We start from the raw sequence: 11,624 nt of genomic DNA on the forward strand, positions 1-11,624 counted from the left end.
GGGGTGAGGGGCTGGTGCGGGCACGGCGGTGGCAGACATGGGTAAAGCAAAAAAACAAGGGCGCAGGGCCCCGGTGCAGCGCACCCAGGCCCCACGGCAGTCTGCCATTGTGCCGCTGCAGCGGGCCGCCATGCCGCATAACCACGCGCTTTCGTTGGCGGCGTTCGCCTACATCGCGCCGCGCAGGCGCCGCCCTCAATCGCCCCATGCAAAAAGCAGCGGGCCGCCGCCGTTCCACCATGCTCACCGTTCTATTGACCGCCCTGGCCACGGGCGCCCTTGTGTTGCTGGCGCTCAACTTCACCGCGGGCGAAAAAAAGGTGCAGCAACAACTGCCACGCCTGTACAGCACCGCCAGCCCGGATTTCGAGCGCGCGCTGGGCAGCCTGCTGGGCCCCGGCATCGTGGGCGGCAACGCGGTGACCGAGCTGCTCAACGGCGACCAGATTTTTCCGCCCATGCTGGCCGCCATCCAGGGCGCAAAAAAAAGCATCACCTTTGAAACCTACATCTACTGGTCGGGCGATATCGGCAAGCAGTTTGCCGACGCCCTGAGCGAGCGCGCCCGCGCCGGTGTGCGCGTGCATGTGCTGCTCGACTGGGTGGGCAGCGCCAAGATGGACGAAAGCTACCTCACCGAGATGAAAGAGGCGGGCGTGCAGATCGAAAAATTCCACAAGCCCCACTGGTACAACCTGGCTCGCCTGAACAACCGCACCCACCGCAAGCTGCTGGTGGTGGACGGGCAGGTCGCTTTCACGGGCGGCGTGGGCATTGCGCCGCAATGGATGGGCAACGCGCAAGACCCCGACCACTGGCGCGACTCGCACTACCTGGTGCGCGGCCCCGTGGTGGCGCAGATGCAGGCCACCTTTCTGGACAACTGGCTCAAGGTCACCGGCAAGGTGCTGCATGGCGCGCTGTATTTCCCGCCCATTGCGCCCGCCGGTGCGCAAAAGGCGCAGATGTTCTCCAGCTCGCCATCGAGCGGCAGCGAGAGCATGCAACTCATGTACCACCTGGCCATCACAGCGGCCGAGCGCAGCATCGACCTGTCGGTGGCGTATTTCGTGCCCGACGAACTGACCCAGAAACACCTGATGGACGCCTTGGCGCGCGGCGTGCGCGTGCGCTTCATCACCCCCGGCGAGCACACCGACACCGACACCGTGAAAGCCGCATCCCGCGCCACCTGGGGCCCGCTGCTGCAGGCGGGCGCGCTGATTTATGAATACCAGCCCACCATGTACCACTGCAAGGTCATGATCGTGGACCAGTTGCTGGTGTCGGTGGGCTCCACCAACTTCGACAACCGCTCATTCCGCCTGAACGACGAGGCCAATCTGAACGTGTACGACGCCGCGTTTGCCAAGCGGCAGACCGAGGTGTTTGAAGACGACCTCAAAAGATCGCGCCGCGTAACCTACGAAGAATGGCTCAACCGGCCGCTGCGCGAGAAGGCGCACGAAAAGCTGACCGGCTGGCTGCGGTCGCAACTTTGAGTCAAATACGGCGCTAGCGCACGCTGGATAAGCGCAATGTGCTATATAAAATATAGCGATAGATGTACCTGCGCGGGGCCTGAAACACGTGCGCTGCAGCGCACGCAGTGCTTGTCACGGCATGGCCATGGCTACTTGAGTGGCCATGACCACCACCGCGCCACACTCAGTGCGTGATGAACTCGTAAGTCACCGCCTCGCTCTCCACCATGTCCAGAATGTCGTTGAGCACATCGTCGTCATCGGTGCTGCTCCAGGTTTCCTCGGGATCGCTGGCAAACAGCGGCTCGATGGCCACGTCCATGAACACGCCGTTGGGCAGCTTGAGCACCGGCGTGCCTTCGGACGTTCCTACCAGTTCCCAGTCGTCCGGCACGGACATTTCAAGCTGGATGGTGACGTTGAGTTTTTTCATGGCAGGTTCCTTGAGGATAAGGCGGCGAGGGTAACCCAATTTGATGGCAAACGGGCACTTTGAGCAGAAGGGATAAGCGCGAGCAGCTATGAAAAAACTAGCTAAAGAAGCTCGTCAGCCCTTGCGATGGTGCGTTGCACCCGTCTGCCGCACACCTCCGCGTTCGCACTGGGCCACACCATTGCACGCGCGCTGGGCGCAAGCCGGCCACCGCAGGTGTCAGCCCGAAACTTCCGCCTCGACCAGCAGCGCCAGCAACTGCAGCGACTCTTGCCAGCCCAGATAGCACGCCTCGGTGGGGATGACAGCCGGAATGCCCGCCTGCACCACCGCCAGCTCGGTGCCCACCGACGCGGCCTTGAACGTGACCGTGGTGAGCATCTCGCCCGGCAGGTGGGGGTCGTCAAACCGGTCGGTGTGCACGATGCGCTCGCCCGGCACCAGCTCTACATATGCGCCGCCAAACGCATGCGTCTGGCCATTGTCGAGGTTGGTGAACTGCATGCGGTAGGTGCCGCCCACGCGAGCGTCCAGGCTCAGCACCCGGCCCGTGAAGCCATGCGGCGGCAGCCACTTGCACAGGGCGTCGGGGTCGAGAAAGGCGCGGTACACCCGCTCGGGCGGCGCGCGCAGCACGCGGTGCAGGGTGACTGTGCCCGTGGAGGGGCCGGTGGTGGTCATGGTCGGTGTCCTTTCAGGTGGAAAGCGGTGCGGGTGACCGCACGCGCAGCGACAAACCGCCCACCTTTTTACGACGAATGAACCGGGGCGTGTTCGACACCCTGTAACCAAAAGAGCACCTCCGCCACCTGGCCATCACGCGGCCACGGGCTGGGCGCGGTAGCTCTCGGTGCCCTGCGCCCACGCCAGCAGCCGGTCGATGTTGGGGTGCTTGCCGGGGAAAGCCCGCGCATCGGCCACATGCTCGGCATACCACTCCAGCCCCAGGCTGGCCGCCGCAGGCGTGATGCTGCCCCCATACAGCGCCGCCAGCGCGGCATACACCACCAGCGATCCCGTCTGGCCAGGCTTGTTCTCGATGGTGGCGAGCACCTGGCCGTCCGCGCCCAGCAATTGCAGGGCGGCAAGGTGGCTGGCGGAGGGAAGTTGCTTGAGGCGGTCTGCAAAGTTCATGGTGATGGTGATGAAAGTTTGAATGAAATTGGCCTCTAGCGCTTGATGAATAAGCGCAAGCAGCTATGAAAATATGAGTAAACCTTGATATTAAAGGATGAGCGGGGTAAACGCATCACGCCTGCCACACCCCAAACCCTGCCGAGCGCAGGTCAATGCCCATCTCGATCTCCCGGTCCACCGCCTCTTCGTAGCCCATGGGGTTGAAGCCATCGTACAAGTCAGGCAGCAGGCGCAGACCATATTGCGTCACAAACCGGTTGGCCTGAATGCCCGCCTTGTGCTTGTCAAACCGCATATCCGGGTCCAGGCCCGTCATGCCCACGTACACGCAGGGCATGCCTTCCACGTAGCCGGGGTTGCACTTGCGAAAGCGCGGCTCGTTCAGCACGTCCTTGGAGAGTTCGACCACGTAAACGTGGTGGTGGGGTTTGCGGCGGGGCATGGGGCTTGTCAGTCTTTTCAAACCTCGGGCAGAACGCGCCGCAGGGCGCGCACCTTTTGCCACAGCACCGCCTTGGGCATCTGCATCGCCATGGCCTGCATGCAGCGCTCCAGCCAGCCGGTGCGGGTCTGCAACCGGTCTATCGCCTTGCCCAGGTCGCGCGCCACCGAGGGGCCATAAGCCTCTGCCGCCTTGGCCAGCGCGGCGCGTAGCGCGGGCAAGGGCAAGCCCATCATGGCCAGGTCAATCACGTCGCGGCTGAACACGCCGTCGTCAGCCTGGCGGTCGGAGTTGGCCAGCAGCTTGGAGGCAGCCAGATCCAGCCGCGTCAGCGTGCTCACGCCGCACAGCGTGTCATCGGCCACCGGGGGCTCCAAAGCAATGCGGGCCTCGCGCACGATTTCCAGCTTGATCGGCTGCCCATCCATCTGCACCTGGGTGCGTATGCCGTACTGGTCGGCCCTTATCTCACGCAATGCCTCCAGTGGCTGCGCGTGCGCGTGGGTGATGGCAGCCAGACCGTCGGGGCCGGTAAACAGTTGCCGCAGCTCGCGGTAACCCGCCGCGTCAGACACCAGAAAATCAATGTCCACCGACTCGCGGTATTCGCCATGGCGCAGCGCAATGCAGGTGCCTCCGCCAAACAGGCAGCCATGCTGGCGCAGCGTGTCCCCGTTCAGTGCCCGCAGCACATGCGCAATGCGCTGGTGGTGGGGGCGCTCAAACTGCATCGCTGGCCCCGGTGTCGGTTTTGGCACTGGGCGACAGGGCCAGCCGCAATGCCTGCAGCAGGGCCAGTTCGTTGGCAGACATGGCCTGCATGTCGAGGTGCCGCGCATTGCGTTCGTAAATGCCCAAGGCCTCAGCGGGCGTGAGGGTGTCGGTGCCGTGCACCTGCCAGGCCAGCGCACGCAACTGCGGGTAGTCGGCCAGCGGCACCCTGGCCGGAATCCAGCCGGTGCGGTCGGGTGCTGGCTTTGCTGTATCGGCTGTGCTGGGTGTTGCCTGCAGCCCCATGCCCAGCGCCGCCATGGCGTTGCACCACGCACCCATGGTGACCGATGGCTCGCCCTTTTCGATGCGGTGCAGCGTCACCCGCGACAGGCCCGCTGCCTCGGCCGTTACCGTTGCACTCAGCCGCAGCGCCTTGCGCTGGGCACGAATCTGCGCGCCCAAGGCTTGAAGTTGGGCGGCGCATTGCTCGGGGGTAAGGGGTGCGGGTGAAGGCATTTGTTTCTCATTATTTTCAAAAGCGTAATTTTGTCAAATATGAGAAACGCTTTTTGAAATATCCAGTACCAGCGCACCCAGCAGCCGCGCACTCACCTTTACGGCATCTGGCGTTGCGAGCGGCATGTTGTGCTGCTCCGAAAAGCGGTTGCGCTCGGCGGCGTCAGATCAAATGGACGACGGCAAGGCGTCGAGCTGAGTTTGCAAAACCGGCAAGGCGGTTTGAACCGTGTCCCACACCACTTCGAGGTTGATCTCAAAGTAGCCATGGGCAATGCGGTTGCGCATGCCGCGCATGCTGCGCCAAGGAATGTGGTTGTGCTCGGCTGCAAAAGCGGAGTGCTGATCCATCACCTTGGTGGCCGCTTCCCCCAGCACGATCAGGCTCATGACCACCGCCTGCTGGGTGCGCCTGTCTTGCTCGAAGTCCGCCTGGGCCATGCCTTCGGTGAACGATTGCGCGTCGGCAATGACTTGGCGCATGGGGTCCAGATCATCCGCCAGCCTGTTCACGGTCATACAGGCCGGGCTTCCTGGGCGACGGTATCGCGGAACTTGGCTGGCAGGTCCTTGAGGGTGAGCACATCGACCGGAACGCCCAGCAACTCCTGCAGTTCGTCCTGCAGGCCACCCAGATCCAGCAACGTGGTTCCGGGCAGTGTGTCCACCAACAGGTCCAGATCGCTGCCGTCGCCATCATCCCCGCGCAGAGCAGAACCAAACACCCGAGGGTTGGCCGCGTGGTAGCGCGCTGCGGCACGGCAGACGGCTTCACGGTGCTGGCTGAGGGCTTGGGAAGGGCGCATGGGTGGAAGTTTAGCGGAGCAGGCCATTTTGTGAAAAATTGGCCTCCTGAGCTCATGACTATTGCGCAAGCAGCTATAAAAATAGAAGCAAAATGGGTGCGTCCGAAGTTAAGACGACACCCCTGGCCCACTGACCAGCGCACCCAGCAACCGCGCGCTCACCTCGGCCGCATCGGGCGTGGCGAACTGCATGTTGTGCTGCTCCGTCAGCGGGCCGTGGCCGGGCTCCATGCCACCGGCTGCGTCGTAGCCCATGGCCTTGAACTTCCAGACCCCGCCCACTTTTTTGAGCGAACCCACATTCGCCCCATCGGCCGTGTGCACCGCCACCACCTCTGCGTTGATGGGCAACAACTGCAAGGGGCCTGCCAGCGGGCCGGGCGGTATGTGGGTGTAGGTGGGGGTGAATGGAGGCGTCATCGATGGGCTTTGGTGGTGCTGCAGTTCTTTGGATGAAATCGGCCTCTAGCGCTTGATGGATAAGCGCAAGCAGCTATCAAAACAGGAGTTTTCTAAATGGCGTCTCCCGGCTCCGCCCCCGTTTGTGCTCGCTCCAGCAACCGGGTGCCCATGTGCGCTGGGCGGCAGCTTGTACCTTGGCAATCACACCCGCAGCGGGTGCGCCCGGCTCATACGGCCATCGCCTCGCGCAACCTGGTCCCAAAAGGCGGCGGGCAGGCTGTTGGGCGTGAGCACATCCACCTCCATGCCCAGCAACTGCTTTAGTTCAAACCGGATCGCGCCAATGTCCATCAGCGTGGTTTGCGCAGTGGGCTCCTCTAACAGATCGAGGTCGCTGTCGGCCGTGTCGTCTCCATGCAGCGCCGATCCAAACACCCGCACACTGCTGACGCGGTGGCGCAGTGCGATCTCGCGGATTTGTGATCGGTACCGGAATAGGGCTTCTGACGGGCGCATAGCTTGGCGTTTAGCGGTGCTGCATGTCTTGAATCAAATCGGCCTCTGGCGCCTTTGAATATTACGCTAATAGCTATTAAATAAATAGCAATTTCTGTTTCAATCGTTGTTCTTGGGGGTGGACGGCGTTGTCTGTTGCTGGCGCTTACGCAAATACTCCTGCGGGCTTTCATGCAGCACTTTGCCGTTTTCCTCCACCACCATGTAGGTGTTGGCTCGCCGAGCCTCTTCGGCTGCGCGCAACCCCGCGCGTGAAAGGGCCGCCAGTGCCGCTTGGGCAGGGTCGAGGATGGGAGTGGGTATGGGAATGGCGCTCATGGATTAATTCCTTTGGCCAGTAGCACGGGTTGGTGATGCTGGTTGTTGTACAGAAACCAGGCGTTGACGATGGGCTTGTAGGTCATTTCAAGCTGGTTCAGCCCGGCTTTAAAACGCCGCCGAACCACATCGTCCGGGATGTTATGTCCGCCCTGGGCTACTCGCAACCGCACCCGCTCAATGGCCATTTCAGCGGTTGGCAGCTGCAGAAAATACAAGCTGACGTGGTAGCCAAGTGATCGCCAGTGCAGCACCTTCGCTGCATAAGCCCGCCCGGACAGGGTCGTTTCCAACGCAAAGCTGCGCCGATGGACAACGTGGTCGTCTATTTCCGCCAGCATGATGCGTCCGGCCTTGATGGCGGCGACTTCGGGCGCGAAGGGTGACAACCCCGCCGCAATCAGGTCTGCATTGACGAATACTGGGCAGTGAGCCTCTGCGGGTAGAAACTCGCGTGCGAAGGTGGTTTTACCGGCGCCGTTGGGGCCCGCAATGATGATGGCGCGAGGCTGGGTTTGAATCATGGATGGGGCACGTCCTGCGGGTCAGTTCAAGGCCAGATCCTGCGGCCACAGAAAGTAAGGGCCAAAACGGGACTTGGCGACAAACTCCACCCCCGCCTGCTCACCCTTCGCCGTGAGCGCATGTTTGTCTCCCTGTTGCGAGAGGTAGCCCAATTCGGTGGCCCGGTCCAGCAGTTGTGCCGTTTTGAGCCCGAACTTCTGCGCCAGCTTGGACGATGGAATCTTGTCGCCGGCGGATGTTTCGCTGTCGGTGCCGGAGTCTCCCGCAGCTGGCGTTGCCGCAGGTTCGGGATCGCTGCTGGCGACACGCTCCAGAGAAATGCGCACCTCATCGCTGATGCGAATGATGCGCTGCGCCTCTTCGTAAGCGTCTTTGTATAGCTGCCCGTCTTCGCTGCGCTGAATCAGGATGCCCATCTCGTTGTTGTTCACCTGGCTGAACTCGTACAGATTCAGGCTGGTGATGATGCACATCTCTTCATTCATGTAGCACTTGGCATGCAAGTTCTTGCAGAAGCTGGTTCGGATGTAGGTCAGGCCGCGCAGCCATTCAATCTCTTGCGGCTGCAACTCGCTTTTGCCGTAGACGATCCGGACGTCGATTTTCAGGCGGTTTTTATCTGCCAGCAGTTCCTTCATTCGGTCGTTCAGTTTGAGGAATGGGCTGATAAGAATCAAACGGTCTGACGCGCCCTTGATCAATTCTTCGAGGTGGTAGTTTGTACCCGTGGTTGTCAGGAATTTTGACATTTGGGTAACTACTTAATCATGTCGATCAGGTTGATCGGTTTGGACAGTACTTGCATTCCTTGTGGTGTCTTGCCTGTCTCAAAAATGGTTTTCCAGAAGTTGTTATTCTGTTTCCCACCAAAGACAGAGTCTGATAGGTCGGTATTGACCCATACGGGCAACTCACTAAGGCTTGTTAAGAACTTGCGCATGTTATCCCATACCGGCTCAGGAAAGCGGCATTGAAAAAGCCGTTCTTTGGGATCAGGCATTCCTTGCATGATGAAATACTGACGCGCAATCTGGCTCATGTACTGCAGCCAGTTGTACACAATCTCTTCTTTGCTTAGGCGATATGCGCGCAGGTGATCGTGACTAAAAGTTTCTCCCTTGCGAAGTTTTGCCTCAATTTTGTCTGTGCCTACACTATCGTCAAATTTATCGATATACAGCGTCTCGGCAATCAGGTTCATGAGTTGGACAATTTGACTGCGTTCGATTTCGCGTGGATTTTCACCTTCTTCCATTAAATAACTAATTGGTGTTTCTAGCACCTCTTGGTAAATGAAGAATGAGTAAAACGTCTTCTCAATTGTGCTGTACGACAGAGGGTGATCTGTTCCTCGGCCAGACATATCGACGAAGCTGATCAATTTGTTTTCAGCATCGGAAGTCACGCCGTTGCGGACCGCATCTAGGATGTAGCGTTTGATCTCCTTTGACTGTCCCTTAAAATGATTTATGAGGTCACGTTCGGAAAAGGCCAAGTCGTCTTCTTTTCGACTGGTGGCAGTTTGATAGCGCTGTAGACGTTCCTGATAAAGTGAATTTCCTAGATGTCGCTGGACCGACTTGTCAAACGCCACCTGTTTGAGAGTGGTTCCTGCGTTGGTATTGGTTGTGATCAACGTGTCAGGATCTGGATCAATGAAGACTCTTACTGGCAGTGCTTTTGCGCCCAGCATGATCTGCGCTGCCGCTTTATGCTGGCCATCAAAAATATGAATAGCGCTTCTACTGCCTTCACTCTTGATCCAACCCAATGGCACGTGCAATTGGGGACGTTTATTGAAAAACTCTTCTACTAATTTGGAAATATTGCTGCCAATCGAACGGGGGTTGATATGTGAGTCATGTGCCAAGTACTGAATGGGTAGCTTTGCAAAAAAATATCGAAAGCCACTTAGTTCATCTACGTACACAGGCAACGTCTTCAGCTTGTTGTCGCCCATTTCGCTGAAGCTGTAGGTCAATGCATCGTCGGCCAAACTAAAGCCTAAGGTGTGGCTTTTGCCCCCCGCTTGCATCAGCAAATCTCCCAAATTTGGCGACCTGTTTTCCAATGCCAACTTATCCTTCAATTGGGAAAATCGACTTAGGATGCGCGCCACCTCCAAATTGGACGCTTGCTTTGATCGGTTGCAACTTGCATGAGCTAGGGCGAAGTTTGCTGGATCGTCTTTCCCACCCACTTTTAACGGAACTACGTGGTCGATATCTATGGCATCTTTTTGTGCGACTAAATCAATTGGCTGTTCGCATATGAAGCAATTGGATTTCTGCGCAGAATGCAAGCTCTGGATTAATTTCTGCCGAGCTTCACTGGGCAGGCGACTGAGAAAAAGCGAAGCCATGAAAACATCCCCTCTTTTATTTATTGGAAATATACCGAACCAAAAATTGGTTACGCATCACCGGAGTTTTGGGCGAAGTGCCGTTGAAATATATTTATTTACTTGCCCCAGCTGTCCTTCAACCCCACCGCCAAGTTAAACACCGGCTTCCCCGCCGCGTGATCCACCCGGTCCGCCACGAAGTACCCGTGCCGCTCAAACTGGAACTTGTCGTCCGGCTTGGCGTTGGCCAATGACGGCTCCACGATGGCGGTTACTACCTTCAGGCTGTTCGGGTTCAGGCTTTCGATAAAGTCCTTGCCGCCCGCGTCGGGGTGGGCGTCCAGGAACAGGCGGTCGTACATGCGCACTTCGGCGCTCACGCCGTCGGCCACGCCTACCCAGGTGATAGCGGCTTTGACCTTGACGCTGTCGGCGCCGGGGGTGCCGCTCTTGGTGTCGGGCACCACGGTGGCCAGCACTTCGGTGATGTTGCCGTCGGCGTCTTTGGTGCAGCCGGTGCACTCAATCACATAGCCGCCCTTCAGGCGCACCTTGTTGCCTGGGAAGAGGCGCTTGTAGCCCTTGGGTGGCACTTCTTCAAAGTCTTCGCGTTCGATCCAGACTTCCTTGCCGATGGTGAAGTGGCGCACGGGGCTCTCAACGCCCTCGGGCGCTGCACCAGAAGACGCGCCATGCGGCGCGTGAGGCAGGGCGGGCAGGGTGCAGGGCTCCAGGTGGCCGGCGCCCATCACGTCGTCCCAGTTGGTCAGCACCAGCTTGACGGGGTTGAGCACGGCCATGCCACGGTGGGCTTTCAGCTCCAGGTCTTCGCGCAGGCAGCCTTCCAGGGTGCTGTAGTCGATCCAGCTGTCGGATTTGGTCACGCCAATGCGTTCGGCAAACATTTGCAGCGCGGCGGGCGTGTAGCCACGGCGGCGCAGGCCGACTATTGTTGGCATGCGGGGGTCGTCCCAGCCGCTGACTTTGTGGTCGTACACCAGCTGGGCCAGCTTGCGCTTGCTGGTGATCACATAGTTGAGGTTCAGGCGCGCAAATTCGTACTGGCGGGGGGGCGGGCTGGCCAGCAGGCCGCCTTCGGTCAAACGCTCCAGCAGCCAGTCGTAAAACGGGCGCTGGTCTTCAAACTCCAGCGTGCACAGGCTGTGGGTGATTTGCTCCAGCGCGTCCTCGATGGGGTGCGCGTAGGTGTACATGGGGTAGATGCACCAAGTGTCGCCCGTGTTGTGGTGCGTGGCGCGGCGAATGCGGTAGATGGCCGGGTCGCGCATGTTGATGTTGGGGCTGGCCATGTCGATCTTGGCGCGCAGCACCATGCTGCCGTCCTCATGCTTGCCGTCGCGCATTTCGCGAAAGCGCGCCAGGTTTTCGGCGGGGGTGCGGGTGCGGAAGGGGCTGTCCACGCCGGGCTTGCCGAAGTCGCCCCGGTTAATGCGCATCTGCTCGGCGGTTTGCTCGTCTACGTAGGCGTGGCCGGCTTCGATCAGATATTCGGCCGAGCGGTACATGAAGCCGAAGTAGTCGCTGGCCTGGTACAGGTTGCTTTCGCCGCCATTGTTCCAGCCAAAGCCCAACCACTGCACCGCGTCCTTGATGCTGTTGACGTATTCGGTGTCTTCTTTTTCGGGGTTGGTGTCGTCAAAGCGCAGGTGGCACACGCCGCCGTAGTCGCGCGCCAGGCCAAAGTTGATGCAGATGCTTTTGGCGTGGCCAATGTGCAGGTAGCCATTGGGCTCGGGCGGGAAGCGGGTGCGGATTTTGGCGGGGTCGGGCTGGCCCGCCGCGTGGTGGGCGGCGTCGCCGGGGCTGCCGGCCCAGCGGCGGCTCGCGTAGGTGCCTTTGTCCAGATCGGCTTCGATGATCTGGCGCAAAAAGTTGCTGGGTTTGACGGCTTCGGGGGCTGCCGCTGGGGCGGCGGGTGTCTGTCTCTTATACCCATCTGACGCTGCCGACGAATTAGACGGTGTAG

16 protein-coding genes are annotated in these 11,624 nt (G+C 59.8%); 1 reads left to right on the forward strand and 15 read right to left on the reverse strand.

Annotated elements, in window-relative coordinates:
* Positions 1-239 precede the first annotated feature (239 nt).
* Positions 240-1,502, forward strand: a complete 1,263-nt coding sequence (locus tag DTW89_RS17100) for a phospholipase D-like domain-containing protein (protein WP_114656813.1) — start codon at positions 240-242, stop codon at positions 1,500-1,502.
* 166 nt (positions 1,503-1,668) lie between these two features.
* Here DTW89_RS17100 and DTW89_RS17105 read toward each other — a convergent pair whose 3' ends face one another.
* From DTW89_RS17105 to DTW89_RS17175, 15 genes are all read right to left on the reverse strand, one after another.
* Positions 1,669-1,917: a hypothetical protein gene (locus DTW89_RS17105; RefSeq protein WP_024815754.1), complete on the reverse strand. Its 249-nt coding sequence runs from the start codon at positions 1,915-1,917 to the stop codon at positions 1,669-1,671.
* 219 nt (positions 1,918-2,136) lie between these two features.
* On the reverse strand, positions 2,137-2,598 hold the full coding sequence (locus tag DTW89_RS17110) for an SRPBCC family protein (protein WP_114656799.1): 462 nt from the start codon (positions 2,596-2,598) through the stop codon (positions 2,137-2,139).
* 135 nt (positions 2,599-2,733) lie between these two features.
* A complete protein-coding gene (locus tag DTW89_RS17115; protein WP_114656800.1) occupies positions 2,734-3,051 on the reverse strand; it encodes a DUF2322 family protein in 318 nt (105 codons plus the stop codon).
* A gap of 115 nt (positions 3,052-3,166) precedes the next feature.
* Positions 3,167-3,496 carry a hypothetical protein gene (locus DTW89_RS17120; RefSeq protein ID WP_114656801.1) on the reverse strand — a complete coding sequence of 110 codons (330 nt, stop codon included), beginning with the start codon at positions 3,494-3,496 and terminating at the stop codon, positions 3,167-3,169.
* 17 nt (positions 3,497-3,513) lie between these two features.
* The gene (locus DTW89_RS17125) at positions 3,514-4,227 is read right to left on the reverse strand and encodes a nucleotidyl transferase AbiEii/AbiGii toxin family protein (protein ID WP_114656802.1); all 714 of its coding nucleotides are present in this window, start codon (positions 4,225-4,227) and stop codon (positions 3,514-3,516) included.
* Positions 4,217-4,726, reverse strand: a complete 510-nt coding sequence (locus DTW89_RS17130) for a helix-turn-helix domain-containing protein (RefSeq protein WP_114656803.1) — start codon at positions 4,724-4,726, stop codon at positions 4,217-4,219. The genes DTW89_RS17125 and DTW89_RS17130 overlap by 11 nt, the downstream gene beginning before the upstream one ends.
* Positions 4,727-4,894: 168 nt before the next feature.
* Entirely contained in the window at positions 4,895-5,245 is a 351-nt protein-coding gene (locus tag DTW89_RS17135) for a HepT-like ribonuclease domain-containing protein (protein WP_114656804.1), read from the reverse strand.
* Positions 5,242-5,532, reverse strand: a complete 291-nt coding sequence (locus DTW89_RS17140; protein WP_114656805.1) for a nucleotidyltransferase family protein — start codon at positions 5,530-5,532, stop codon at positions 5,242-5,244. The genes DTW89_RS17135 and DTW89_RS17140 overlap by 4 nt, the downstream gene beginning before the upstream one ends.
* 108 nt (positions 5,533-5,640) lie before the next feature.
* Positions 5,641-5,952 carry a hypothetical protein gene (locus DTW89_RS17145; RefSeq protein ID WP_114656806.1) on the reverse strand — a complete coding sequence of 104 codons (312 nt, stop codon included), beginning with the start codon at positions 5,950-5,952 and terminating at the stop codon, positions 5,641-5,643.
* A gap of 183 nt (positions 5,953-6,135) precedes the next feature.
* Positions 6,136-6,450, reverse strand: coding sequence for a nucleotidyltransferase family protein (locus DTW89_RS17150; protein WP_114656807.1), 315 nt, complete (start codon positions 6,448-6,450; stop codon positions 6,136-6,138).
* A gap of 99 nt (positions 6,451-6,549) precedes the next feature.
* Positions 6,550-6,768: a hypothetical protein gene (locus DTW89_RS17155; protein ID WP_114656808.1), complete on the reverse strand. Its 219-nt coding sequence runs from the start codon at positions 6,766-6,768 to the stop codon at positions 6,550-6,552.
* Positions 6,765-7,292: a zeta toxin family protein gene (locus DTW89_RS17160; protein ID WP_114656809.1), complete on the reverse strand. Its 528-nt coding sequence runs from the start codon at positions 7,290-7,292 to the stop codon at positions 6,765-6,767. Before DTW89_RS17160 ends, DTW89_RS17155 begins: the two co-directional genes overlap by 4 nt.
* A gap of 21 nt (positions 7,293-7,313) precedes the next feature.
* Positions 7,314-8,042 (reverse strand): phospholipase D family protein, encoded by a 729-nt coding sequence (locus DTW89_RS17165; RefSeq protein ID WP_114656810.1) that lies wholly within the window; start codon positions 8,040-8,042, stop codon positions 7,314-7,316.
* A gap of 8 nt (positions 8,043-8,050) precedes the next feature.
* Positions 8,051-9,655 carry an HNH endonuclease gene (locus tag DTW89_RS17170; RefSeq protein ID WP_114656811.1) on the reverse strand — a complete coding sequence of 535 codons (1,605 nt, stop codon included), beginning with the start codon at positions 9,653-9,655 and terminating at the stop codon, positions 8,051-8,053.
* Positions 9,656-9,753: 98 nt separating this feature from the next.
* Entirely contained in the window at positions 9,754-11,526 is a 1,773-nt protein-coding gene (locus tag DTW89_RS17175; RefSeq protein WP_114656812.1) for a glutamine--tRNA ligase/YqeY domain fusion protein, read from the reverse strand.
* Positions 11,527-11,624: the final 98 nt, after the last annotated feature.

The sequence above is a fragment of the Acidovorax sp. BoFeN1 genome (assembly GCF_003345135.1).
GTDB lineage: Bacteria > Pseudomonadota > Gammaproteobacteria > Burkholderiales > Burkholderiaceae_C > Acidovorax > Acidovorax defluvii.